Genomic DNA, 23,481 nt, shown 5'->3' with positions numbered 1-23,481 from the left:
GGTTAAAGAAGCGACAGGTTCAGCCGATAACGTGTATGAGGTGTTATTGGTAGTGGAAAAATTTATGGCAATTAATAATGTAAACAATGGGGCCCCTAAGGCACCCATCGACAATGCGAAGCTGAATAATCAGCAAGCACAGACCCAGTCTGCAGTGCAGCAAGAAGCTGCCGCCAAAACGGCGCAAACTGTTGCACCACGTCAGGATTCTGTTTCTTTGACTCAGTCAGCTCAGCAGTTGAGTCAGGTGCAGAAAAAAGGCACTGAGGCGCCAGTTAATCAGGAAAAGGTCGACAAGTTGAAGAAAGCCATTCAAAGTGGTGAGTATAAAATCGATGCTGATTCGCTTGCGCACAAAATCGCGCGATTAGAAGCGCAGGTGTTTGGCATCAAATCTTAATAGGTAAATTATGTCGCAAAACTTGCTTTCAGGCTTACAACAACAGATTGCTAATTTAGAGCATCTGGCGTTGTTACTTGAGCAGGAGTTGCACCTTATCAGCAGCCGTGACGCTGAAGCTTTGATGAACTTGCTCAAGGAGAAAGAGCAGACCCTCGACACCATACAGCAGAGTGATATTAGCATTAGTAAGCAATATCAGTCGCTGGTTAATGAATCGTCGGTGCCAGACGACGTTTCAGAACTCATCGCTACAGCTAAAAAGCTGCTGGAAGAATGTAAGTACCGCACTTCAGTGAATCAGAAAGCCGTTGAGCAGGGTCAATTAAGACTCACGCATCTGCGCAATTTGATGTTGGAGGTACGCGCGAAAGAATCACTGACCTATGATAAAAGCGGAAAACCGAAAGGTTCAGGTTTGGGTCGTGGCGTAAGTGCCTAAGAACATACAAAAAAACAAGACAATTATTTACAATAAAGCCCGTGTAAACGGGCTTTGTTATATCTAAAGGGGAATAAACCTCATCAGGCTTTATTTCCGAAATCAAACTAGTAGTAGGTTACGTCTTTTATCCGTTTAGGCTTCGCCGTGGTCAGATAGATGTCGTATACCTTGCGCATATCTAACTCCAGCTCAGTCGCGTAGGTGTCTTCCCCTACCGGATAACTCTTCACTACTCGCGCGCCACGGATCACACCCTCGACAGACGCTTTTAATTGGGAATTCTGCATGATCATATTCGCGACAGACTGCTCACCATCGAGGCGTTGACCATAAACCTGCTCGGCTAGCTCGCGATAAGCATCAAGCTTTGACGCTTTCATGGCCATCAAAGAACGATCGTTGTCTGTCTGCCCCATTTGTTGAGCGATTGGCGCGTAGCCGATAGCCGATAATACCGGATAGCTTTCCGGTTCAACCACTTCCCACTCGACATGTTTATCAATAAGGCCAGAGCAACCGGTAAGCGACAATGCCAAGCCCGCGCCAAAAGCCGTTCCCCATTTTTTGATTAATGTCCGCATAATTCACCTAACGTTACTCTGGGTTTCTATTTTTGAGTGTCGATACTTTACGTTTCGAATGTTGGATAGGCAGGCAATAACTGTGCCTTGTTAGTGAGCGTCAGATTTCAGACAGTATTTCAGGAACGTTTTTTGCTGAGTTTTGCTAAGAGATCATTATAACGCAGACAATTGGTTTGCAGTTAACTGTTCGCACCCATCAGGTGTTTGTAAAGGTAATGCCAATATGAATCAATCATTGTTCCGCTTTGTTAAAACTGTGGCACTGACGGGCACCTTGGCCGTGCTGTCGTGGCAAAGTTCTGCCGCTTGGTACGAGGCAAGAGGACAGGCATTGATTCAACAAGGCAACCGCATCGCAGCTAAAGAAAAAGCCACCGAAGAGGCCATTCGACAGGCATTGATGTTTGCCGGCGCGTCGGTACAAAGCGTACAAATGCTGACTAACGGTTTATTGCAAGAAGATCGACTTCAAATCAATGCCAGCGGTGAGGTGAATAACTTAGAGCTGATTGATGAGAAATGGCATAGCGACTACGTTACGGTAACGATTCGAGCTGATATTTTTCCTAAGGCGGTAACCTGTAAAGCAGCCGGCTTTCAAAAAACGTTAGTCACCACCTGGTTTCCCATTGAACATCGGCAGCAAGCTGGAGACGGGCAAATCCATGCGCTGTCTGAACAAGCACCCCGCTCTCTTCAGCAGCAGTTTGTCGCCAACTCTGATAATACCTCACTGCAGCAAATCGTTCCTAATACGGTGCGCTGGCGTCGCTCTAGCGTTCTCGCTCAGGCACCATCGCTGGCACGACAAAGTCGGGCACAATATGTGTTGGCAGTCACGATCACAGATTTAAGCATTGTACGCCCCCAACATTCCTCGTTGGCATTTTGGCAGAGCGATGATGCACTGCGTCAGTTTTCACTGGACCTGGCATTGGTTGACGGTATGAATGGTGCCACGCTCATGCAAAAGAATTACAGCACCGAGGCTTTATGGGAGTTTGATCGCTTTGAGCAAATTGATGTCAGCAGCTCCCGATTCTGGCAGAGTGAATACGGCCAAGCCATTAACCGTCTTTTCAGTAACATCGTTGAAGACGTTGAGCACGAACTGACGTGTCAACCCGCCACAGGCCGTGTTCTGGCGGTTAACAGTGACCAACTTCAGGTATCGATTGGACGTGCTCATGGCATCCAACCGGGTGATGAGCTGACGCTTTATAAAACCAATGAAGTCATAGACCCCCAAGGCATGCACTTCTTGCAGTACAACCTTTATCCTACAAAAGTGAAAGTCGTCAGCGCCTCTGTAGACAGTGCCACCGTGGTGCCGGTAGACAATGGCATCATTGGCAATATCCAGCCCAATGACTTTGTGACTAAACGGTAAAGCAGACTAACCTGTGCCGGTCTCAGTAAATCTGCGAGTCAGCCTTGCTGGCTGACAGCACCATGATATTTTACTATACTGGCGCGAACGCTTGATATTAAAGACAAAAGCAATTCTGGTCCCTGTAGTTAAATGGATATAACGAGACCCTCCTAAGGTTTAGTTGCAGGTTCGATTCCTGCCGGGGACGCCATGAGTATTTCTGACATCCGCAGAAGTATCGGGGTTACTTGTGCAGAACCGCCGCTTCCTTTTTGCGTTGCTCACAGACTTTCTTACGAATATTGCCGATAATCTCCACTACGATATTCGTTGTCGGAAGTGCCTTACAAGCCAGCAAATACCCTTCTGCCTGCTCTTCAGGCGTCACATGACAGGCGCTCATTTTTGTGGTCTTGCACAGGCCGGAAATCACTCTGACCTTACACACCCCGCAGCCACCGCCGCGACATCCCACAGGAATGCATTTCCCGGAACGTAGCATCATTCCAGCGAGCAGGTTTTCATCTGCTCGGCAGTTGAAGGTTTCATCGCTGTTAGTAACATCGACGTTAAAAGGCATAGTCTTTCTCCCGCTGCCGGCAAAGCCGGCAGGTCTATTACTGGATTGAGGTAGTGGTCAATCAATGCTTAGTGCGTACCTGCGCGACTGGCTATCTCACCTTGTCGGACGGCGGAAGCGGGCTTACCAGCTATGCTCCAGTTGTCCGGTTCAACCTCATTACACACACCGCGAATAATGCTGGCATCACAACCCAGCGTCAGCGATAACATTTCCGTAAAACCCGCAGAAACACGATGGCGCTGTTCAAGTGAGCGTCCTTTCAGGACGAAAAACTCAAAGAACGGTGCTGGTGGTGCGCCGGCATTCAGCGTTTTGCCACCCACAGTGACACAGTAGTCAGGCAGAATATGCGTATAAACACGAATGCGTTCTACCGGACTATCCAGCACCTCTGCATAAATTGCCGTGGCTTTAGCGGCAACGGCCTCGACCTGTTCCCGTCCGGCCAGACGCTCTGGTAAATGAAAGTGAACGATTGGCATAAAACATCTCCTATGACGATATTCGTCACGTTAATAAGAGCAGCCTAGGGCAGCCCTTTACGACGACCGGAATCCAGCATGATAGTAGAGCCTGTCATGGCGATGGCTCGGGGATCGAGCAGATTACACACCGCCCAGGCAACCTGATCGGCGGTGGTAAACTGACGTACCGATGAATCTGCTTTGAGTTCATCAAGCACGTCTTCCACATCAATACCCCGCTGTTCTGCCCGCGCCGATGCTACCCGACGAAGCCGCTCACTATCTGCAGGGCCCGGCGCTATGGTGTGAGCAGTAATACCCTTCTCGCCATATGCCAGCGACAGCTGACGCATCACGTTGACCAGAGCAGCATTGGCTACACCGGCTGATGCGGCATACTCCGTTGGCTCCAGTCCGTAGTGACCACCGATGGCCACCAGACGACTGCCAGCCTCGAGGTGGTCATGGACTGCGCGGGTTACCCGCAGCATGCCGCCTACTTTGATATTCACTGCATCCACCATTGTCTCGGTGGGTGCTGTCATTATTCCACCGGCTACGCCGACACCCGGTCCGTGAACGACCATGGCTACCGTGCCGGATACGGCATTGCCGATAGCCGCAATCGCACTGTCGTTACTGATATCGGCCTGGCAGGTCTGAACGTAGTCATACTGATTGGCAAGGCTCGACAACGCATCTGCGTCCCGACCGACTGCAAGCACATTCAGCCCGGCATCACCAAGCTGACGCACAATTTCAACACCAAAAGTTCCCGTGGCTCCCACGACAACAGCAAGTTTTTTTTCGGACATATAAACCTCCTACATACTTCGTGGTAGCGCGACTTTCTGGAGAGACGAGAGTTCTGCTTTTAAAACTCGCGATGAATCCATCCATGGACGCTCCGCCGCAACATCCATGTTGCGGAGGGTTTTAAAAGCAGAACTCCCCCTCAACAGGTCGCGCTTCAGACTAGCTCGCTTCTTTTAGCAGGCCTTTTTCTTTGGCCAGCGTCATGGCGGTGTCCTGAATCATGTCTTCCTGTCCGCCGATCATTTTCTTACGGCCCAGTTCGACCAGAATATCCCGGGCGGTAATGCCATATTTCTCTGCGGCCTTTTTCGCATGCAGTAGGAACGTGGAGTACACGCCAGCGTACCCCAGAGTCAGGGAATCGCGGTCAACGCGAACCATGTGATCCATCATAGGAACAATGATGTCTTCCGCTACGTCCATCAGCTTAAACAGGTCGCAGCCGGTAGGAATACCCATACGTTCACACACAGCAGCCAGCACTTCCAGTGGCGTGTTACCGGCACCTGCACCAAGACCTGCAACCGACGCATCTATGCGGGTGGCACCAGCCTGAATAGCCGCAATGGAATTGGCGACGCCCATCCCCAGGTTATGATGGCCGTGGAAGCCAATCTCGGTTTCCGGTTTCAGTTCACCGCGGAGGCGGGAGATGATTTCAGTCACATCCGCAGGCAGCATGTAACCGGCAGAATCCGTGATATACACAGTCTGCGCACCGTAAGATTCCATTAGCTTGCCCTGTTCTGTCAGGCCCTGAGGCGTGTTCAGGTGAGACATCATCAGAAAGCCTGACGTGTCCATTCCCAATTCTCTGGCGCAGGCAATGTGTTGTGGTGAGGTATCGGCTTCCGTACAGTGAGTGGCAACGTGAATACTTCTTGCTCCGGCTTCATAGGCTGAGCGCAGCTCTTTCATCGTGCCGAGCCCTGGTATAAGCAGTACCGAGATGATGGTCTCTTTCACCGCTGCAGCTACAGCACTGATATATTCCTCATTGCTGGCCATAGCAAAACCATGTTGCAATGAGTTACCGCCCAGACCTGCGCCATGGGTAACCTGAATGAGCGGTACACCGGCGTTATCCATAGCCGTGGCGACTTTCACCATCTGCTCAACACTGATCTGTTCTTTTTTTGCATGCATGCCGTCGCGCAGACACATGTCATGCAGCATTACTTTTCTCTGCTCACTCATTACGCAGCCTCCACAGGTTTCAGCAACAGGGTGCCGTTAAGTATTTCTTCGGCAAACATCTCTGCTGTGCGGGTAGCAGAGGCAGTCATGATGTCGAGGTTGCCGGCATATTTCGGCAGGTAGTCGCCAAGCCCTGCCACTTCCATAAACACAGCTACTTTATTGCCATCGAAAACCGGACCATTAACCAGGCGATAGCCTGGCACATACTTCTGTACCTGCTCAATCATGGAGAGAATAGAGTTGCGCACTTTGGCTTCGTCCGGCGCATCCTCCGTCAGGCAGTAGATGGTGTTACGCATGATGATAGGGGGCTCTGCGGGATTGATAATCGCCAGCGCTTTCCCTTTCTTCGCCCCACCCACTTTCTCGATAGCATTTGAAGTGGTGTAGGTGAACTCATCAAGGTTTGCCCGGGTACCCGCCCCGATAGACTTAGAAGACAGGCTGGCAATAATTTCCGCGTACTCTACGGTCTGCACCTGAGACACCGCATTAACAATAGGAATAGTGGCCTGGCCAGCACAGGAAATCATATTAACGTTCATTTCCTGTTTAGCGGCATGCTCCTTAAGATTTACCGGCGGTACGCAAAGCGGCCCGATGGCAGCAGGCGTCAGGTCAATCATCATGACGCCCAGCTCGTTGAGTTTACGACTGTTTTCCGCATGGACATAAGCACTGGTAGCATCGAAAGCGATCTGAATTTCATCCGCCTCAACATGAGGTAACAGACCATCAACGCCATCTGCGGTTACTTTCAGGCCCATCTTCTTCGCTCTCGCCAGGCCTTCAGATTCCGGGTCGATACCTACCATCCATACCGGCTCCAGCACGTCACTGCGCATGACTTTATACATAAGGTCGGTACCGATGTTTCCCGAACCTATCAGGGCACATTTGATTTTTTTCATCATAAATTTCCTTCCAGTTTTAATTCGCGCTGGTGATTTCGCTCCGCCATCGTCAGACCCGATACGAAGAAGTCGCAGTCACCATGTTCAGTAATAAGAATGCGAACAGACTCTTTCTTCACACCGAGAGATTCTACGATGGCGTCCGTCACTGCTTTGGCTGCACACCGTTTTTGCTCATCGGTACGACCTTTCATCATATGCATTTCAATTATTGGCATGAGTCACTCCTGCTCAAGTGAAGCGTACGCTGACGCTGCCAAGTTCCTGGTAACGGGCTACCACAGAGTCGCCGGGCTTAACAGCCACTGCCGCTGTAATGCCACCGCTCATCACAAAACTGCCGGCAGGCAACACTTCGCCCATATCCGCGAGAATATTGACCAGCATGGCCATCGCTTCTGCCGGATGGCCAAGTACCGCCGCAGAAGAGCCGGTTTCAACGATTTCACCGTTGATTTCCAGCACGACGCCAAGACGATCCAGTTCCACATCTTCGGCATAACGAGGGCGTCCACCGGCGACAAATTTCGCAGAGGACGAGTTGTCCGCCACTACGCTGGGCAAATCAAACTTGAAGTTTTCGTAGCGTGAATCGATTACCTCGATAGCAGGCAGAATGAAATCTGTTGCCGCCAGAACATCAGATGCGGTACATCCGGGGCCAGACAACTCGGCCTTAGTCACAAACGCCACTTCCAGCTCTACCCGGGGGTGAACCATTTCTGCGGTATCGACCGCGGTATTTTCCGGTACACTCATAGCGTCAGTCAGAAAGCCGATAGTCGGCACCGATACGCCCATCTGCTGCATTTTGGCTTTTGAGGTCAAACCGGCCTTCCAGCCCACCAGGCGCTGGCCCTGCTCCAGGAAGCGTTTACGCAGCGCATTCTGCACAAAATAACCATCCTCAACGGTCATCTCCGCAAATTCATTGGTCAGTTTCGGAATGGCATAGGCACGGTTCTGTGCGCCTTCCACACGCTCACAGAACCGGGTAATTTGATCCTGGGTCAATTGTGTTTTCATCGTGCTGTTCTCCCTTCAAATCGCACTGAGCATTCACCGATACCGCCAAGAGTACAGGTCAGTTCGTCGCCGTCAGTCACCGGCACCAGCGCGGACTGAGAACCGGACAGAATGACTTCTCCGGCCTTAAACGGAATGCCAAGTTCGCCGAGGGTATTAGCGAGCCAGGCGACAGCATTGAAGGGCGAACCCTGAACTGCTGCGCCGACTCCGGTTGAGAACAGTTCACCGTTTTTATAAAGGGTCATACCGGACATGGTGATATCCACCTTGCGCGGGTCTAGTTTCTGATCGGACAATACATAAACACCGCATGAGGCATTGTCTGCCACCGTATCCTGAATTTTGATTTTCCAGTCAGTGATGCGGGAATCGACGATTTCAAAACAGGGGCTGACGTAGTCAGTGGCACGCATCACGTCTACCGGCGTGATTCCGGGGCCGATAAGATCTTCTTTCAGCACCAGTGCCAGTTCAGCCTCTGCTTTTGGCTGAATAAGACCGTTGAGATCGATGACTTCGCCCTGGCGATACACCATCTTGCTGGTCAGGATGCCGAAATCCGGCTGAAACACGCCGAGCATTTTCTGCACTGCGGCACTGGTAACACCGATTTTCTTTCCGGTCACCGTTTCACCGCTGTTTAGCCGACGTTGAATAAAGCGCTCCTGAATGCGGTAGGCGTGCTCCAACGTGATATCCGGATATTGCTCGGTGAAAGGCGTCAGGGTATTTCTGGAAACGAAAGCTTCGTACAGTTCGTCGCCGAGTTTATTAATTAACTGATTATCCATGTCAGTCTCCTTACATCTTGATGCAGACGTTGCGCAGCTCGGTATAGAACTCCAGCGAATGCACACCGCCCTCACGGCCAATACCGGATTGCTTAGTGCCACCAAAGGCGGTACGCAGGTCACGGAGGAACCAGGAATTCACCCAGCAGATCCCTACATCAACGTTTTCTGCCATGCGATGGGCCACACCCAGGTTCTGAGTCCAGATGGTGGTAGACAGGCCATATTCCGTATCGTTAGCCAGCTTCACCACTTCCTCTTCACTGTCGAACGGGCGGATATGGCAGCAAGGACCGAATATTTCCTCGCGAATGACGGTGGCATCATCAGACAGGCCGGTCCAGATAGTGGGCTGGATCCAGTTGCCGCCTTTTACGCCGTCGGGCATTTCCGGAATACCACCACCGGTAACCACGGTTGCCCCCTCTTCCACCGCCTTGTTGTAATAAGACAGCACCTTGTCCTGATGCTCCTTACTGATAAGTGGGCCGTAGTTCACACCGGCATCGGTAGGACGGCCAAGGGAAACGGCCTCTGCTTTTTCTTTCAGCGCCTGAACAAATTTTTCGAATATTGGGCGTTCCACATACACACGCTCTGTACCCAGACAAACCTGACCGGTATTGAGGAATGCTGAACGGAAGATACCCTCAACGGCCTTATCAAAATCACAGTCGGCGAAAACGATACCGGCATTCTTACCGCCCATCTCGAAAGACACATCACGGGTACCTTCTGCCGCCGCTTTCATGATGGCAGTACCGGTTCGGGTTTCACCGGTAAAGGTGATGCCGTCGACTTTAGGATGCTGAGTAACAAATTCGCCAGCGGAATCCGGACCAAAACCGTTAACCACGTTATACACGCCGGCCGGTACACCCACTTTATTCATCACCTCACCCAGCAGGGTTGCGGTAAGCGGGGTTTCTTCAGAAGGCTTGACCACAACCGTGTTACCACATGCCAGCGCAGGACCCACTTTCCAGGTCATCAGCATGAATGGCGCGTTCCACGGGCTGATAACACCAATAACCCCTTTGGGTTTGCGTACCCCATAGTTCAGTGCGCCAGCACCATCCGGCGTGTCCAGACGAAAGCTTTCCGTCGCCACGTTTTTGATGGTATCTGCGAAGATTTTGAAGTTTGCGGCACCGCGAGGAATGAAGACATGGCGCATCACATGCTGAGGCTGACCGGTATCGGCCATTTCGGCTTCCACGAAATCCTCAAAACGGCGGGTAATTTCATCAGCCACCTCATAGAGCATGGCAACACGCTCGTCAGTGGTCATGGCGCCCCACTCCCCATTAAGCGCCTCTTTCGCCGCAAGCACTGCCTCGTTGACGTCTGACTTTCCGGCCTCGGCAACGCTGGCAATGATTTCGCCGGTAACGGGCGATACTTTATCGAAGCGTTTTCCTGAAGCCGCTTCGACAAATTCTCCTCTGATAAAATTCTGAATCTGGCGCATTGTTCTACTCGCTTATTTCACGTTCTTGACGATGATTTTGATAAAATAAATTTACAACTTACTAACACTTGAACCGAGTGTAATCCTGACGCTCTATACCGTCTAATACCATTTAAACCGACTCTTGATACTCTAAAAGTATTAATATTTACTTCAGATATTTTTAAATAGCGGGCTCCTTACCTGTTGGGCATCTGCGGCAGAGATAAATTTCTCGGTGTAGATGTCCCGCTCGAATAACCTTCCCTGCATCAGGGTATTTATACAGGCGTCAATCATCAGCGGCGGTCCGCATAAATAAGCTTTATGTCCTGAGAAATTGCCTTCAAAGGCTCGCTGAGCGGCTTCATGAACGAAGCCAGTTTCGCCTTCCCAGTTTCCACTTTTGTTGTCTGACAATGCGGGCACATAGGTAAAGTTCGGATACTTCACTGCCAGCTCAAGAAACTCTTTGTGGTAGTAAAGCTCTTCTTTACTGCGCTGGCCGTAAATCAGGGTGATAGGCAGCTCGCAGCCTTCTTCCAGCAACTCCAGGATCATAGAGCGTGGGCTGGAAAGTCCTGAGCCACCAGCCATAAAAATCATGGGCATTTCAGCTGATTTCTTCACAAAAAACCGGCCATAAGGCCCGGTGAAAGAAATCTCATCTCCCACCTGCAGTTTTTCATGGATATAGGTAGTGGCAGCGCCGCCGGGAACCTGCCGGATATTAAGTTCAATCTCGCCATCCAGTGACGGACTGTTAGCAATGGAAAACGCTCTGCTGCCAATGCCGTCCGGCACATTAAGCTGAATGTACTGACCAGCCTGAAACTCAATGGCATCTGGGTTATTCAGCCTGAGCCATATCCCTTTTATGGTAGGCGTGAGATCCTCAATACGGCTCACTACACACTCGTAATCTGCGATAGGCAGGTTGCGGGAATCTTCGTCTTCCTCAATTTCCGCTTCAATGACCAGATCGCTTTCCGGGTGCGCACAGCAAGCCAGACATTTGTTCTCCTCACGCTCAAAATCCATCAGCGCAAAGCCGGATGCCTCCCCGTGGTCAACCTCACCGTCCAGCACATCAATTTTACAGGTGGCACACAGCCCGTGCCCGCAGGCATGAGGCAGGTAAATCCCTGCCCGCAGCGCTGCGTCCAGAATGGTCTGTTCTTCCTCAACCTCGATAGTCTGCCCCAGTGGTTCGATAGTGACTTCATAAGTCATATCAGCTCTCCCCTAAAATCAGCGTCGCCAGTCCGGGGGTGGTAAAACGCATCTGATCTTTATGCCCCAGACCATTCTCTTCCACGGTTCTGTTCATGTCCGGGGTCCAGGGCTTGTTGTCTTTCAGCCATTTAATGGTATTCCAGTCAATTTTTTCGAAGTCCGGGTCCGGTGACATCAATGGTTTAAGCTGAGCGTCGATAATGTCCCCTAGTTTGTCTTTAGGTGACGCAAACAGCATAAACGGGGCAGCCATCAGCATGTGCTGATCCCAGCAGGCAAACAGCAGATAGTTACCCTGAAAATTTTCCACCGCATCGCGGGGAGCAAATTTGTATTCACCATTAGCTACTACAGACATAATTGTTCTCCTTATTTTCCTGCAATAGGTTTCAGCTGTTTGACGTGGCCTGACGGCGCCACTTGTCAAAGTTCTGCTGATCTTCAGAACCCTGATAGTCACCAGTATCGGTTTCAGGATTCAGCGACACCCACTCCATCCAGGCAGCCAGATCACCGTTCAGCGGCGCCTGCATCAGGCCAGGCATAGGCAGCCAAGACTGAACAAATTTCTCGGGTTCCTGCTCAAACACGTGCTGACAGCCGTCAGAGCAGAAATGATATTTCTCCCCTTCATAAACGGTCTCGCGATGGGCGAGCTGCGTCGGATCATCCGGTTCTGTGTAAAGGCAGGGCAGCTGGCAGGTCTGACAGAGTTTCGGTAAACCGAAGTTGTTGTATTCGTTGCCGGTCTCCTTCTGCTTGATGATGTACTCCCAGCGCGGCATATAATATTTCTCGAAGGTGTCCGGGTATTTTTTCTTCAGCCACTCGAAGTCTTCTGCGGTCGGGATCCAACTGTGGAAAGCAGTACCGAATTTCCACTGATAGAGACCCAGCATCAACTGGTGAGAGGTATGGTCGATGGATTTCTCCACGTCGTCCCAGTGCATGGGCTTGCGTATGCCGTAGCGTGCCAAATCTTTAAACAGCGCTTCACCGTTCTCTACGCCATAAATATTCCACGCCTCACGCCAGGACATCACGCGCTTGGGCAGCATATAGTCCATCATGGTGGCAACCAGGGTCAGCAAACGGCAGCCGCGCCAGAACCACTTATCAATCCACTTCTGCACGATAGGGATATTGTCCGGATCCTGTTCAAGAATGAACTTGATACATTCCAGTCCAAGAGTCATATGACGGGCTTCATCGGACTGAGCAGAGAAACCAAACGTCACCGTTGCCATATCGCCGTTATAGGCGGCACCGGACATGAAAGGTACGAACAGCAGGTTGGTCAGCACGTATTCAAATGAGAAGCCGATTGCCACCAGAAACTCAAAGGGGCCGGAAGACATGGCATCATCGAAGAAGCTGCGCGGTACAGAGGTATACCAGATACGGTCACGTTGTTCAGCGAAGGAGGCAAAGCCGTTGTAGAACTTGTTGTAGTTCGACATGGCGTGAACCTGAGTCTGGGCGTGACGAATCTCGTCAATGGCCTGCATCTGACAGGCTACCTGCGGACCAACTCCGGCAAACTCTCGCCCCACACGGGCAAAACCACGATGCGCCGCATACTCACCCGGACTGATGCCCTGCAGAAACAGTTTCAGCGCGGTCAGATAACGGGCATCCGTAATATTGAGGTGGCCATTATTTTGCGCGTGAGCGTCAATAATCGCGTAGTATTTCCGCTCTTTTTCTGCCTGATATTTCCAGTAGGAATCCATGGTCATGCGGAACGGATCTTCCCACTTCGACCAGTCATGGATCTTAATGCCCTCATAATCCACATAAGGGAAAATTTCTTTTTTGGTGCGATAGCTCGGTTCCCAGGCCAGATCCCGGGTCATCATGCGATACTTTTCTTTGATGCTGAGTTTTTTAGGTTTCTTCTGAATATCCATTACTCTCTCCAAAATTTTGCAGCCGAAGCGGGCGGAACGCGAGGCCGCTTGGAGAAGGTCTGGTCACCTCAGAAACACGCCGTGAACCCATCCCTGGGGGCTCTCTGACAGCATCCATGCTGTCAGAAGGTTTCTGCTGCGACCAGACCCCCACCAAGAGGCCTCGCTGTTCACCGACAGCGACTTGAATTTATCTAGCTATTCCAGGTTAAGGTCAGGCTGTCTTCGTCTTCATCAACGTTGCCACTTAGCGTGACGAGGTTGATGCCGATTTCCTGCATATCGAATTCGCGGCCTACCTGTTCTTCGATGGTTTCCCGTTTGATCACTAACTGATTAGGGCGAACCACTTTTACCATCGCGGGCTCCTGCACCACTTCGACGTCAGGATTATCAATTTCGATGGCTTCGACGATGGGACGGGTGTCCTCGTTGGCCTGTAAAATGATGAACACGTTAGACATCAGGCTTTCTCCTGCTTGAACAGGCCAAGCTTGCGGGCGCGGGCCATCATGGCTCCGTGTACAGTGGCGACTTCCTGATCCGCTTCACTGCCTTCCAGAACAAGACCAGCCACAGGGATCAGCACAGAAGAAACATGAGAAGAATAGGAATCGATCCAGTTTTCGAGGTGAGCACGATTGGCATCAGATTCCGCTGCCATGGTTTTAACCATGGCATCGACCCAGCGGGCAGATTCGGAATACCAGCTGCTCATGAACTGAGTCAGAATAGAGAGCCCTGAGCCGCCTTCTTCAACCATCAATTCATCAACAAGGCGAAGGTACACCAGCGGGTACAGCAAACCATCAAGGACAAAATTCTGTTTAACAAACAGCTCTACCGGATCACGCACCACCAGCAGGTCTTCCATAGTGCGGCGAAGTGGCTGCCAGGCATCCGCTTCCATCCAGTCTATTTTTGCCCCTTCCAGGGCCACCACATCATCCAGCATCAGACCAATACGCGAGAGGTACTGGGCGATACCAAGGTTATCCATAGCATGGTACATACACGCCTGAGTAAAAATGGCACCGTAACCATAGCCGCAAACAAAGGTATTGTTCTGGTTTGCTCCCCAGGCCACATGCCGCAGTGGAAGTAGCACTTTCTGGGCATCATCCCGTACATTGTCCGGGAGGTTCTCAATCAGTTTCAGGGTTTCTACTGTGGAGAAGTTAGACTCCATGGTTTCCTGCTTTTTTGCCCGGTTTAGCGTATAAGTGCTGTAATAGAACTGACGGGGATCTTTTAAATCGTACCAGTCGTTCATCCGAATTTTGCTGAGATCCGGATCGTACAACTGCTGTTCCGGTGCCCAGGTTGGGCGGTAATGCAGGTTCTCACATGCCTGCAAATCGTAACTGGCTTCCTGATAACGGGACGGGATTTTATTGCCGAACCGCTTCTGTAAATGAGTAAAGGTATTATTCTTCGGTGTAATGCTTACCGTTTGTACATCTATCTGCATTTCGGTTTACTCCGTTTATAGTGATTTAGGGTGACAGACGCCGGCTCGCGCCACTTGCCACCTCTCCCTTTGCGATAATTTTTCTGTGTCAGGCGTCTCTGAAATGATGGGTGGCATCATGCAGACGCCAGTCCCAGGGTGACGCTTCAGCATCACCGGGTTCATTGTCAGCCTTCAGAAATGCGACCTGCCGCTGTTGGCAGAATGCTTTGAAGTCGTCTTCCTTCAGGACCATTTCCAGAAACACTTCCGGTTCGCCCATGCTGAAATCAAACTCGATAAAGCCATCCTCCCGTTTGCCTGTTACCCGCACCCACTGGCGCGTGATATCAAACTGTTCAGGACTTGCCGCAATACTCTCGTTCATAACTGACTCCTGTACTGGCGCTTAGCTGACAACAGTGAGGAAGCTTTCGTGCAGCTTGCGCTGGGGGTAATCCAGGCCCTGGGCAAAGTTATCCCAGGTCCAGGTGAGGGTTTCGTAGTCAGGATAAGGATGATAGCCGCCCATGAAGGTCTCGAAGCGGTTACCCGAAGGGTCAAAGGCATAGATGGTACAACCGCGGGTGATACCGTGTCGGGTCGGGCCGATATCTACCGCGACATCGTTCATGGACATGATGTCGCCAGCTCTCAGTACCCGCTCCCAACTTTCCATTAAGAATGAACAGTGGTGTAATTTGCCCGGTTCAGGGTATTCCACGAAAGCAATATCATGGACTTTATGAGAACAAGACAGCCAGATACCCGCCTCTGTTTTGCCGTCTTCACCGATCACGCGCTCAACAAGATAGAAGCCGAGCACATCGCAGAAAATCTTTTTCACCTCGGCAATGTTAGGGCCGTACAGCAGCGCATGGTCAAGGCGAACCGGTGCGATACCCCGCTCGCTGTCTTCATACCAGGGAGCAGGGTTCTCCATAGACATCCCGTTCCCCACAGAGGTTTTCTCTGCGTAGAGTTCAAACTCATGACCAGATGGCAGCGTGAAGCGAACACGCTCACCGGTTTCCATCAGGTCGCCGGCCTCAATGCGGCGGGTCTCCACGCCGTAATCGTTTAAATCTTTTTCCAGCTTATCCAGTGTGTCGTTATCCAGTACCTTGAAGCCGATAAAATCGACACCGGCTTGTTCTGCTTCACGGATAATGTAACTGCTATGATCACGCTCATCCCAGCATTTGAAATAGACCCGCCCCATATCGTCACGACCGGTTTCAACCAGGCCCATAACATCACGATAAAACTTAATCGACTCTTCCAGATCCAGTACCCGTACCACTGCGTGTCCCGGACGTAATACCCCTGTCATCGCCATAATTATTCTCCGTTATTGATAAAACAGTACTTACAAATGCAACAATTTATTAACCAACATCAGGATGCGTGCCACGTTTTCATGACATTGTTTTTATTGAATTAATTAAATTAAGACAATTAGAATAAACAGAAATCTTTAACTTTTTCTTTACGTAAATGTCAGGCTGTCAGCGTGCCTGACAAAATTGTAAAGCCAGGGGCGTTTTATTCAGTAGTCAGAAATACGATGAGGCAAGAATGGTATTGGGTTGGCTTGCACACTGGCTGAAGTTGGTAAGAAGTCGAAATGGACGGAGGCACTTGAAGTAGAAGAGATAAAAGTGGAGTGAGTGATGCATCCCGGGCAGGAAAACGAGTAGCCTGTGGTCTGTCGGCATTTTTCCGACAGACACACATTAACCTTAGTTACATGATGAAATCGACGATTCCACCATCAACGCGCAAGGCGCTGCCTGTGGTAGCTGAGGCCTGCTCTGAACAGGTATATACAATCATATTCGCTACTTCCTCGGTACTGGCAAAGCGACGCGTGATCGAAGAGGGGCGATTTTCCGTTACGAACTGCTTGCCTGCCTCATCCACGCTGATATCACGTTCGCTGGCAATATCCTGCAGAATACTTTCAGCGCCTTCACTAAGCGTTGGTCCGGGCAATACGGCATTCACTGTAACACCTGTTTCAGCCATACGTTTAGCAAGTCCACGGGATAAGCCAAGAATTGCAGATTTCGACGTGCCATACTGAATCATTTCCACCGGAATATTAATCGCCGACTCTGAGGCAACAAATAAAATCCGCCCCCATTTCTGCTCAGCCATGGCAGGGGCATAGTGGCGGGAAAGGCGCACTGCAGACATTACATTCACATCATAATACTGCTGCCATTCCTCATCGCTGATTTCAAAAAAATCCGTGGCACCATAAATGCCCACATTGTTAATCAGAATATCGCAGGAAGGAACTTTATCGGTAAGCACTTTGCAGCCTTCAGCCGTGCCCAAATCCGCCGCCACTCCGGTGATATCTGCTTTTTGAAATCTTGATTTAAGGTTTTCTACGGCCTCATTGACGCTTTGTTCTGTTCGTCCTGTGAGGAAGACTTTTGCTCCGGCATTTGCCAGCATTGATGCTGTTGCCAGACCAATCCCTTTCGTAGAACCTGTGACGATAGCGGTTTTTCCTGAAAATTCGATTTGCATAATAGTCTCCTGTATCTGCAACAATGAATCAGGTCTGACTCAGTGTTTTCGGTTAAATCTTTACCGACCTGAAGCCAGACGTTCTTGTGATACAAAGTATCGCTATTTTCTATGCCTCTTTGCTTGTACTTAATACGGATATAACAATCGAAAAATTAGACAATGAGCAAATGGCCTCACTGACAGGTGTCAAAACCATTGCGGTACTGGGTTGTGGTGCTATTGGCCTGACTACCGCTATTCAGGTTCAGCGTAGAGGAATGAAAGTGACCATTTATGCTAAAGAACGGCCGCCTTACGTGCGCTCCTCTTTTGCCACTGGCATCTGGTCACCAGATTCCCGCATCATTTCTGCTGCCTACGCGCAGCCTTTTGCCAGCATCTGGGAGCAGATGGCGCGAACATCCTTCAGAAAATATCAGACCCTGCTTGGCCTACACGGCAACCCGGTAGAATTGGCAAGAATGTTTCAGCTCTCCGATACTCCTTTCGAAACTAAAGGTCATCACGGGGCTCACGGAGGTGTTTCTCTCCGGAGGCGGTGATATCGTGTATCGGGAGCTGAAGGAGAAGCAGGACTTCAGTAACTTTGAAGAAAACACCATCATCAACTGCACCGGTTACGGTGCCAGGGCGCTTCTGGCTGATGACAGTATCCTGCCAGTGCGCGGACAGACGTGTAAGTTAATTCCTCAGCCCGAGGTCACTTACGGCGTACAATACTTTTCCAAGAAAGTGTCCTTCTATCCGCGCAGAGATGGGTTGCTGGTGCAGACCGGTGCAGAGAATGATTTCGGAAATCCTCATGCCGTCATCGACCCGGGTGAATCCATTGGTGCGGTAGAACGTCTGGCGGAAGTTATGGCAGGTATGAAACATCGCCGTGCAAGAGGTTAGCTGGCGAAAACTTTAACAATGAACAGGCCAGAAAGTTTATGCTTTCCGGCCACTTTTTTAGCGACTTTTCTCATTAATCCGATAGGCAAGTTGTCGCCGGGTCACACCCAGATACTGGGCGGCGTGAGTCAGGTTGCCATCGGCTTTGCGAACCGCCGCCTCAAACAGCTGCTGTTCGTGCTGGGCCATGTCGAACTGTCCGTCTTCCAGCAGACGGTCATAGAAACCTTCATTAAACTCCGGCGATTTATCTACCGCTGTGATATTGCCGCTCTGTGAAACCGTATCAGGCCCGTCGAGCTTTTCCTGCACCGCGTCCGGTACCGCGACGAACAGAGACTCCACCTCAATCTGTTCCCCCTCCCCCGTCAGCAGCACGCCTCGCTCGATGACGTTTTCCAGTTCTCGCACATTACCCGGCCAGTCGTGCGCGGATAAAGCCTGCACAGCCCGCTCTGAAAATCCATTGAGCGTTTTCTGATAAATTCCTGAGAATTTATCTACCATAAATGCGGCCAGCATTATGATATCTGCCAGGCGCTCACGGAGAGGCGGTATACTCACCGGATAAGTGGCAATACGGTAATAAAGATCGGCCCTGAAGCGACTTTCTTTGATGGCATTCTGCAAGTCCACATTAGTGGCAGCTACAAGCCTCACGTTGACTCTGCGAACCACATCATCACCGAGTCGCTCCACTTCACCGGTTTGAAGTACCCGCAGGAGTTTAACCTGCGCTGATAACGGCAAATCACCAAGTTCATCGAGAAATAATGTACCACCGTCAGCCCGTTCAAACCGACCTGGCCGGGAATCCTGTGCCCCCGTATACGCGCCCTTTTTTACACCAAACAGTTCTGACTCAATCAGTTCATCAGGAATTGCCCCGCAGTTAACCGCAATGAAGGGGGCATCTTTTCTGGGACTGTGCTCGTGCAACCAGCGGGCAAACACCTCTTTACCCACTCCGGTCTCACCCAGCAACAGCACATTGATGGGGGTATCAGCAGCACGCTTCAGCAAATTCAGGGCATTGGTAAACTGAGGCGACGCGCCAACCAGGCCGTCAGTATCGTGACGGACCTTACGTTTTCCCCTCAGCTGGTTCAGTTCATCTTCGATAGCACGGAACGACGGTTCAAGTGGTGCATCACGAAATAAGTCTACGTAGGCCTCGGCATCCCAGCAGTCAGCAGGTTTACCGATAAACTTGCAGTGAGCCTCGCCCTTACACATGCATTCTGTTTCTTTGAATACAATAAAACGACGAAAGAAGCGGCTGGTATACCCTGATGCATAACCGATAATTGTCCAGCAACTTGCTTCGCTACTCAGCCCCATAGATTGCAAGTGCGCTTCTGCTTCCCAGGAGTTTTCTACCATGACCTCTCCGAAGAAACGGCCGTCTTTCCAGTCAATATCATAGTCGGTAATGTGAGAACGTACCTGCCCCTCAAAAGCATGCATTTCGGGACCCAGACTGAACACATCATAGTCTGGCTTTTCATTGGCCATTTTATGCGCCAGATCTGCATCCTGCTCGCCGGCCACATAGCCCATACGAATAAGAATGCGTTTAGCAGAATCACTGTCGAGGGTATCGAAAAGCTTTGCCCGCATCTCCATCATGGCTTTGGCATGAAAAAGCAGGAGACGGTTTTCACCAAGCCAGATCTTACCCGTCTCCTGATTGAACCGGAGTTTCGAGCGCAAATCGAACTTATCTACTAACGCCTTTTCTTTCTCAATATGATGTTCTGCTATCATGATTCTGGTCCACTCAGTAAAAATCGTGAAACATGCATGGAGGTCTTTCGACCTCCATCATAAGGTGAATCCTCACCCTTGTGTTACTATTTTGTTAAATTTTATTTTCTTATATCGATTATGCCTTTTGTTCTTTTAGAAAAAAGTGACCCAGCGCTGGCAGCAGAATTAGTGCTCCCAGCATGTTCCAGATGAACATGAAGGCCAGCAGAATTCCCATATCGGCCTGGAACTTAATGGGTGAAAGCACCCAGGTAGCAACCGCAATACCCAGCGTGATACCGGTAAGTACCACCACCTTGCCGGTAAACAACAATGCATCGTAATAGGCATTAGACAGGTTAGCCCCTTCGCTAAGACGGGTTTTAACTACCGTCAGTATATAAAGCGCATAATCCACCCCGATCCCCACGCCCAGGGCAATTACCGGCAGTGTCGCCACTTTAACGCCGATATTGAGCCATACCATCAGAGCCTGACAGAGCACAGACGTCAGCATCAGGGGTAATACAGCACACAGCACTGCACGCCACGAGCGGAAGGTTAGGAATGCCAGCAGAATGACAGCGGCATAAACATACAGCAGCATCTGGGTATTGGCTTTTTCCACCACAATATTGGTGGCGGCTTCTATGCCCGCATTGCCTGCCGCATTCAGGAAGGTGATATCCTCGCTGTTATGCTCTGAAGCAAAGCTCTCAACGGTATTCACTACATCATCTAGGGTGTCGGATTTGTGGTCCTGCAAATAGGCGAAAATGGTCAGCAAGTCGCAGTTCTGATTAAACATTTCCCGGGGAGCCCGGGTAATGATGGCATTGAGCATGCCCTGTGAAGGCGGGATGCCGTACCATTTCAGATTCCCCTCGTTCATACCGGCATTCGCTACTTTGGCAAGACCTGCCAGGGATGATGTGGTCACTACTCCCGGAAGCTGACGCAGCGATTGTTCCAAAGCATCCACATCCATCAGGGTGCTATAGTGGGCACAGGCGTACTGACCGGTTTTCACCATCACCACATATACATCACTGCTGGTGGCGTAGTGGGACGTGATATAGGCATTATCGAGGTTGTAACGGGAATCCGGGCGAAGCTCTGGCGCGCCCTGATCGGTATCACCGATTTTTACCTGCGAACCGATGATGACACCACCTATCCCCAGTACCAGTGCAGCGATAACCGTAACCGTTGCGACACCACGGCGGGTGAATAAATCCAGGAAAGCCCACAACGGATGTTTGGTATGGTTGATGTCTTTCGCATCACGCTGTTCCGCTTTCACACTGCGGGCAGCGGCACTGGCAGACCCCCCGGTATAGGAAAGCAATACCGGTAACAGAATGAGATTGGTAAATATGAGTACTGCCACGCCGATACTGGCGGTGACGGCCAGATCCTGAATCACCGGGATATCAATCACCATCAAAACGGCAAATCCTACAGCGTCAGAAACCAGCGCCGTAATACCAGCCACAAATAGCCGACGGAAGGTATAGCGTGCTGCCAGCAGCTTATGAATTCCGCGACCAATGTCCTGCATGATGCCATTCATTTTCTGGGCACCGTGGCTCATACCGATAGCGAACACCAGAAACGGAACCAGAATAGAGTATGGATCCAGCTCGTAGCCAAGCGTTGGCAACAGGCCAAGCAACCAGACTACCGCCACCAGAGAACACACCACCACCAGCAGCGTACTTCGGATACAGCGGGTATAGATAAAGAGCACTATTGTGCAGATGCCAATTGTAATCGCGAAGAACACCAGCACCTGCTGCAGGCCGTCGATGAGGTCTCCCACCACCTTGGCAAAACCGGTAATGTGGATCTTAATGCCGTTTTGCTGATACTTGTCACGTACCGATTCGAGATAGCCGGAAAGCTCATGATAATCAATCTGCTCGCCGTCCTGATTGGTTTCCCTGAGCGGAAGCAGAATAATGCTGGATGTGTAATCAGACGCCACCAGCTGACCTACCTCGCCGGAACGCTCCACGTTGAGGCGCACCTGATCCAGGCTGGTTACCGAGCCATCGTAATTGTCAGGAATGACCGGCCCACCATCCAGCCCCTCCTCGGTAACACCCGTCCAGCGGACTGACGGTGCCCAGAGAGATTTCATAAACGGCCGCTCAACACCGGGCATCAGGAATAATTCGTCATTGAGCTGTCGCAGAGTTTCCAGATATTCAGCATCAAAAATAGTGCCGTTCTCATTTTCTACCGCAATTCTAAGGGCGTTACTGGTGTCGGCAAGCTGTTTGCGGTTTTCCAGAAAGTTCACGATATAAGGATGATTGCCGGGGATCATTTTCTGAAAACCGGCGCTTAATTCAAGGCGGCCTGACTGATAAGCCAATACCGCAGTAACCACCAGACACAACAGGATAATCAGCGGCCGGAAATTAAAGATAGCTCTTTCCAGCAGACGACCGGATCCGGTGTCAAAATCTTCCAGGTGTCGGATCAGGGTTTCCTCTCTGGTGTGTTGTGCACTCATTAACGACTACCTCCCTGCACAAGGTTTTCCAGTTTCAGCACGTGTGTGCCACGGGATGTACTCACGGCAAAGCCGCTGTCTGTTGCAATGAAATCTGTGATGCCACCAAATGGTGTTTGCCCGAGCAGGTCAAAGTGCGCACCGTTATCTGCCGAGCGATAAATCTGCCCGCTTTGATCAGCCAGTAAGATAGTATCGTCAGGCGAAACAACTCCGCTGGTCAGCGTCACTTCCATGCCGGTATCGATATGTTGCCACGCACTGCCGTCGGCGGATTGCAGCCAGATATTGCCGCGCAGCCCGTACAGCAGCGTTGCGCCGTTTTCCAATAACAGGCCATCAAAATAACTGCCGATGTAGGGCGTAGTAACCCGCTTAAAAGCTTTACCACTGTCATCAGATGCAGACACGGCTGCCCGCTCACCGATAATCAGCAGTTCATTGCCCTTCTCCAGCACCTGATAAAGATGGCTCCCCATGTCGTTAGGCAATCGTCCGATAATGGAATACCAGTGTTGTCCGCCATCATCCGTCGCCAGCGCAAGACCATACGCGCCCACAGCCCAGCCGCGTTTATCGTTGGCAAAATGAATAGCAAGCAGAGGCTTGTCTGCCCCTTCCTTGACCAGGTAACCAGCATTTCTTTTGGCTTCTTCACCGGCTTCAATGCCGTTTTCTATCATTTCCAGCGCCTCAGCCATGGCAAGTTCCGCAGCTTCTGCACCGTTAAGCTGGGCTTCCCAGGTCTCACCACCATCCCGGGTATGGATGATTACGCCACTGTGCCCGGCAGCCCAGCCATTAATCTCATCGGCAAAGCTCACCGACGTTAGGGTGACGGAAACCGGTACTTTTTCAGCCTGACGCCAGCTTTCGCCGTTATCATCTGACAGCAGAACCACGCCCCGCTCACCCACTGACACCAGTCTTGAGCCTGCGTTGTCCAGTGCAAGTTGCAGGCTCTGCAGGCCGTTTTTGTTGCGCTTGGCATCCGACGTCAGCACCTGCTTTAAAGTATCGCTCATTGGCTTTTCTGCAGCGCTGGCAGCAGTCAACGCCAGACCGGAAACAAAAAATCCAAGACCGCATACAAGAGATTTCATTACTCGTTTCATGTGAGGCAATTTCC

The 23,481-nt window shown here is 50.8% G+C and carries 26 protein-coding genes and 1 tRNA gene; 6 read left to right on the top strand and 21 right to left on the bottom strand.

Features of this window, described 5'->3' with window-relative positions; translation table 11 throughout:
- Positions 1-64: 64 nt before the first annotated feature.
- Positions 65-400: a flagellar biosynthesis anti-sigma factor FlgM gene (gene flgM, locus ACXAFQ_RS01265; protein WP_070127087.1), complete on the top strand. Its 336-nt coding sequence runs from the start codon at positions 65-67 to the stop codon at positions 398-400.
- Positions 401-410: 10 nt separating this feature from the next.
- Positions 411-842, top strand: coding sequence for a flagellar export chaperone FlgN (flgN, locus tag ACXAFQ_RS01260; protein ID WP_474817793.1), 432 nt, complete (start codon positions 411-413; stop codon positions 840-842).
- A gap of 107 nt (positions 843-949) precedes the next feature.
- Here the strand turns inward: flgN and ACXAFQ_RS01255 are convergent, their stop codons facing one another.
- Positions 950-1,426 (bottom strand): LPP20 family lipoprotein, encoded by a 477-nt coding sequence (locus tag ACXAFQ_RS01255; RefSeq protein ID WP_070127091.1) that lies wholly within the window; start codon positions 1,424-1,426, stop codon positions 950-952.
- Between the two features lie 226 nt (positions 1,427-1,652).
- On the opposite strand from ACXAFQ_RS01255, the gene ACXAFQ_RS01250 reads away from it, so the two are divergent.
- Positions 1,653-2,819: a flagellar assembly protein T N-terminal domain-containing protein gene (locus ACXAFQ_RS01250; protein ID WP_474817792.1), complete on the top strand. Its 1,167-nt coding sequence runs from the start codon at positions 1,653-1,655 to the stop codon at positions 2,817-2,819.
- A 118-nt stretch (positions 2,820-2,937) separates the two neighbouring features.
- A tRNA-Arg gene (locus ACXAFQ_RS01245) sits at positions 2,938-3,012 on the top strand.
- 33 nt (positions 3,013-3,045) lie between these two features.
- Here ACXAFQ_RS01245 and ACXAFQ_RS01240 read toward each other — a convergent pair.
- From ACXAFQ_RS01240 to ACXAFQ_RS01160, 17 genes are all read right to left on the bottom strand, one after another.
- The gene (locus tag ACXAFQ_RS01240; RefSeq protein ID WP_474817791.1) at positions 3,046-3,381 is read right to left on the bottom strand and encodes a 2Fe-2S iron-sulfur cluster-binding protein; all 336 of its coding nucleotides are present in this window, start codon (positions 3,379-3,381) and stop codon (positions 3,046-3,048) included.
- Between the two features lie 68 nt (positions 3,382-3,449).
- On the bottom strand, positions 3,450-3,866 hold the full coding sequence (locus ACXAFQ_RS01235; RefSeq protein WP_474817790.1) for a tautomerase family protein: 417 nt from the start codon (positions 3,864-3,866) through the stop codon (positions 3,450-3,452).
- Positions 3,867-3,910: 44 nt separating this feature from the next.
- Positions 3,911-4,663, bottom strand: coding sequence for an SDR family oxidoreductase (locus tag ACXAFQ_RS01230; protein WP_474817789.1), 753 nt, complete (start codon positions 4,661-4,663; stop codon positions 3,911-3,913).
- Between the two features lie 160 nt (positions 4,664-4,823).
- Positions 4,824-5,861 carry a 4-hydroxy-2-oxovalerate aldolase gene (gene dmpG, locus ACXAFQ_RS01225; RefSeq protein WP_474817788.1) on the bottom strand — a complete coding sequence of 346 codons (1,038 nt, stop codon included), beginning with the start codon at positions 5,859-5,861 and terminating at the stop codon, positions 4,824-4,826.
- A complete protein-coding gene (locus tag ACXAFQ_RS01220) occupies positions 5,861-6,778 on the bottom strand; it encodes an acetaldehyde dehydrogenase (acetylating) (protein WP_474817787.1) in 918 nt (305 codons plus the stop codon). The genes dmpG and ACXAFQ_RS01220 overlap by 1 nt, the downstream gene beginning before the upstream one ends.
- Positions 6,775-6,996: a tautomerase family protein gene (locus tag ACXAFQ_RS01215; RefSeq protein ID WP_474817786.1), complete on the bottom strand. Its 222-nt coding sequence runs from the start codon at positions 6,994-6,996 to the stop codon at positions 6,775-6,777. Before ACXAFQ_RS01215 ends, ACXAFQ_RS01220 begins: the two co-directional genes overlap by 4 nt.
- Before the next feature lie 13 nt (positions 6,997-7,009).
- Positions 7,010-7,804 (bottom strand): 2-oxo-3-hexenedioate decarboxylase, encoded by a 795-nt coding sequence (gene dmpH, locus ACXAFQ_RS01210; protein ID WP_474817785.1) that lies wholly within the window; start codon positions 7,802-7,804, stop codon positions 7,010-7,012.
- Complete coding sequence (gene dmpE, locus ACXAFQ_RS01205; RefSeq protein ID WP_474817784.1) at positions 7,801-8,598, bottom strand: 2-oxopent-4-enoate hydratase; 798 nt, start codon at positions 8,596-8,598, stop codon at positions 7,801-7,803. Before dmpE ends, dmpH begins: the two co-directional genes overlap by 4 nt.
- 10 nt (positions 8,599-8,608) lie before the next feature.
- Positions 8,609-10,069 carry a 2-hydroxymuconic semialdehyde dehydrogenase gene (locus ACXAFQ_RS01200; protein WP_474817783.1) on the bottom strand — a complete coding sequence of 487 codons (1,461 nt, stop codon included), beginning with the start codon at positions 10,067-10,069 and terminating at the stop codon, positions 8,609-8,611.
- Between the two features lie 153 nt (positions 10,070-10,222).
- Positions 10,223-11,281: a 2Fe-2S iron-sulfur cluster-binding protein gene (locus ACXAFQ_RS01195; protein WP_474817782.1), complete on the bottom strand. Its 1,059-nt coding sequence runs from the start codon at positions 11,279-11,281 to the stop codon at positions 10,223-10,225.
- 1 nt (position 11,282) lies between these two features.
- Complete coding sequence (locus tag ACXAFQ_RS01190; RefSeq protein WP_474817781.1) at positions 11,283-11,642, bottom strand: phenol hydroxylase subunit P4; 360 nt, start codon at positions 11,640-11,642, stop codon at positions 11,283-11,285.
- Between the two features lie 31 nt (positions 11,643-11,673).
- Positions 11,674-13,194: a YHS domain-containing protein gene (locus tag ACXAFQ_RS01185; protein WP_474817780.1), complete on the bottom strand. Its 1,521-nt coding sequence runs from the start codon at positions 13,192-13,194 to the stop codon at positions 11,674-11,676.
- 194 nt (positions 13,195-13,388) lie between these two features.
- A complete protein-coding gene (locus tag ACXAFQ_RS01180) occupies positions 13,389-13,658 on the bottom strand; it encodes an MmoB/DmpM family protein (protein ID WP_474817779.1) in 270 nt (89 codons plus the stop codon).
- Positions 13,658-14,665 carry a ferritin family protein gene (locus ACXAFQ_RS01175; protein ID WP_474817778.1) on the bottom strand — a complete coding sequence of 336 codons (1,008 nt, stop codon included), beginning with the start codon at positions 14,663-14,665 and terminating at the stop codon, positions 13,658-13,660. The genes ACXAFQ_RS01180 and ACXAFQ_RS01175 overlap by 1 nt, the downstream gene beginning before the upstream one ends.
- Before the next feature lie 88 nt (positions 14,666-14,753).
- Positions 14,754-15,032, bottom strand: a complete 279-nt coding sequence (locus ACXAFQ_RS01170) for a phenol hydroxylase subunit (RefSeq protein ID WP_474817777.1) — start codon at positions 15,030-15,032, stop codon at positions 14,754-14,756.
- 21 nt (positions 15,033-15,053) lie between these two features.
- Entirely contained in the window at positions 15,054-15,977 is a 924-nt protein-coding gene (locus ACXAFQ_RS01165) for a catechol 2,3-dioxygenase (RefSeq protein WP_474817776.1), read from the bottom strand.
- A 413-nt stretch (positions 15,978-16,390) separates the two neighbouring features.
- Complete coding sequence (locus ACXAFQ_RS01160; RefSeq protein WP_474817775.1) at positions 16,391-17,185, bottom strand: SDR family NAD(P)-dependent oxidoreductase; 795 nt, start codon at positions 17,183-17,185, stop codon at positions 16,391-16,393.
- A gap of 86 nt (positions 17,186-17,271) precedes the next feature.
- On the opposite strand from ACXAFQ_RS01160, the gene ACXAFQ_RS01155 reads away from it, so the two are divergent.
- Positions 17,272-17,730 carry an FAD-dependent oxidoreductase gene (locus tag ACXAFQ_RS01155; protein WP_474817774.1) on the top strand — a complete coding sequence of 153 codons (459 nt, stop codon included), beginning with the start codon at positions 17,272-17,274 and terminating at the stop codon, positions 17,728-17,730.
- Positions 17,708-18,082 carry a hypothetical protein gene (locus ACXAFQ_RS01150; RefSeq protein ID WP_474817773.1) on the top strand — a complete coding sequence of 125 codons (375 nt, stop codon included), beginning with the start codon at positions 17,708-17,710 and terminating at the stop codon, positions 18,080-18,082. Before ACXAFQ_RS01155 ends, ACXAFQ_RS01150 begins: the two co-directional genes overlap by 23 nt.
- Positions 18,083-18,139: 57 nt before the next feature.
- Here the strand turns inward: ACXAFQ_RS01150 and ACXAFQ_RS01145 are convergent, their stop codons facing one another.
- The 3 genes from ACXAFQ_RS01145 to ACXAFQ_RS01135 all read right to left on the bottom strand — a co-directional run bounded on the left by ACXAFQ_RS01145 (position 18,140) and on the right by ACXAFQ_RS01135 (position 23,455).
- Entirely contained in the window at positions 18,140-19,849 is a 1,710-nt protein-coding gene (locus ACXAFQ_RS01145) for a sigma 54-interacting transcriptional regulator (protein WP_474817772.1), read from the bottom strand.
- A gap of 118 nt (positions 19,850-19,967) precedes the next feature.
- Positions 19,968-22,352, bottom strand: a complete 2,385-nt coding sequence (locus ACXAFQ_RS01140; RefSeq protein ID WP_474817771.1) for an efflux RND transporter permease subunit — start codon at positions 22,350-22,352, stop codon at positions 19,968-19,970.
- Positions 22,352-23,455, bottom strand: coding sequence for a WD40/YVTN/BNR-like repeat-containing protein (locus ACXAFQ_RS01135; RefSeq protein WP_474817770.1), 1,104 nt, complete (start codon positions 23,453-23,455; stop codon positions 22,352-22,354). Before ACXAFQ_RS01135 ends, ACXAFQ_RS01140 begins: the two co-directional genes overlap by 1 nt.
- Between the last annotated feature and the right edge of the window lie 26 nt (positions 23,456-23,481).

The sequence above is a fragment of the Alteromonas sp. ABH2_165 genome, from assembly GCF_056159945.1.
Note: the sequence above shows the minus strand (reverse complement) of the source record. Positions and strands in the feature narration are given on the sequence as shown.

Excerpts from the sequence above, each read along its gene's own strand:
- flgM (WP_070127087.1), top strand. The coding sequence starts at position 65 with ATGGCAATTAATAATGTAAACAATGGGGCCCCTAAGGCACCCATCGAC.
- flgN (WP_474817793.1), top strand. The coding sequence starts at position 411 with ATGTCGCAAAACTTGCTTTCAGGCTTACAACAACAGATTGCTAATTTA.
- ACXAFQ_RS01255 (WP_070127091.1), bottom strand. The coding sequence starts at position 1,426 with ATGCGGACATTAATCAAAAAATGGGGAACGGCTTTTGGCGCGGGCTTG.
- ACXAFQ_RS01250 (WP_474817792.1), top strand. The coding sequence starts at position 1,653 with ATGAATCAATCATTGTTCCGCTTTGTTAAAACTGTGGCACTGACGGGC.
- ACXAFQ_RS01240 (WP_474817791.1), bottom strand. The coding sequence starts at position 3,381 with ATGCCTTTTAACGTCGATGTTACTAACAGCGATGAAACCTTCAACTGC.
- ACXAFQ_RS01235 (WP_474817790.1), bottom strand. The coding sequence starts at position 3,866 with ATGCCAATCGTTCACTTTCATTTACCAGAGCGTCTGGCCGGACGGGAA.
- ACXAFQ_RS01230 (WP_474817789.1), bottom strand. The coding sequence starts at position 4,663 with ATGTCCGAAAAAAAACTTGCTGTTGTCGTGGGAGCCACGGGAACTTTT.
- dmpG (WP_474817788.1), bottom strand. The coding sequence starts at position 5,861 with ATGAGTGAGCAGAGAAAAGTAATGCTGCATGACATGTGTCTGCGCGAC.
- ACXAFQ_RS01220 (WP_474817787.1), bottom strand. The coding sequence starts at position 6,778 with ATGATGAAAAAAATCAAATGTGCCCTGATAGGTTCGGGAAACATCGGT.
- ACXAFQ_RS01215 (WP_474817786.1), bottom strand. The coding sequence starts at position 6,996 with ATGCCAATAATTGAAATGCATATGATGAAAGGTCGTACCGATGAGCAA.
- dmpH (WP_474817785.1), bottom strand. The coding sequence starts at position 7,804 with ATGAAAACACAATTGACCCAGGATCAAATTACCCGGTTCTGTGAGCGT.
- dmpE (WP_474817784.1), bottom strand. The coding sequence starts at position 8,598 with ATGGATAATCAGTTAATTAATAAACTCGGCGACGAACTGTACGAAGCT.
- ACXAFQ_RS01200 (WP_474817783.1), bottom strand. The coding sequence starts at position 10,069 with ATGCGCCAGATTCAGAATTTTATCAGAGGAGAATTTGTCGAAGCGGCT.
- ACXAFQ_RS01195 (WP_474817782.1), bottom strand. The coding sequence starts at position 11,281 with ATGACTTATGAAGTCACTATCGAACCACTGGGGCAGACTATCGAGGTT.
- ACXAFQ_RS01190 (WP_474817781.1), bottom strand. The coding sequence starts at position 11,642 with ATGTCTGTAGTAGCTAATGGTGAATACAAATTTGCTCCCCGCGATGCG.
- ACXAFQ_RS01185 (WP_474817780.1), bottom strand. The coding sequence starts at position 13,194 with ATGGATATTCAGAAGAAACCTAAAAAACTCAGCATCAAAGAAAAGTAT.
- ACXAFQ_RS01180 (WP_474817779.1), bottom strand. The coding sequence starts at position 13,658 with ATGTCTAACGTGTTCATCATTTTACAGGCCAACGAGGACACCCGTCCC.
- ACXAFQ_RS01175 (WP_474817778.1), bottom strand. The coding sequence starts at position 14,665 with ATGCAGATAGATGTACAAACGGTAAGCATTACACCGAAGAATAATACC.
- ACXAFQ_RS01170 (WP_474817777.1), bottom strand. The coding sequence starts at position 15,032 with ATGAACGAGAGTATTGCGGCAAGTCCTGAACAGTTTGATATCACGCGC.
- ACXAFQ_RS01165 (WP_474817776.1), bottom strand. The coding sequence starts at position 15,977 with ATGACAGGGGTATTACGTCCGGGACACGCAGTGGTACGGGTACTGGAT.
- ACXAFQ_RS01160 (WP_474817775.1), bottom strand. The coding sequence starts at position 17,185 with ATGCAAATCGAATTTTCAGGAAAAACCGCTATCGTCACAGGTTCTACG.
- ACXAFQ_RS01145 (WP_474817772.1), bottom strand. The coding sequence starts at position 19,849 with ATGATAGCAGAACATCATATTGAGAAAGAAAAGGCGTTAGTAGATAAG.
- ACXAFQ_RS01140 (WP_474817771.1), bottom strand. The coding sequence starts at position 22,352 with ATGAGTGCACAACACACCAGAGAGGAAACCCTGATCCGACACCTGGAA.
- ACXAFQ_RS01135 (WP_474817770.1), bottom strand. The coding sequence starts at position 23,455 with ATGAAATCTCTTGTATGCGGTCTTGGATTTTTTGTTTCCGGTCTGGCG.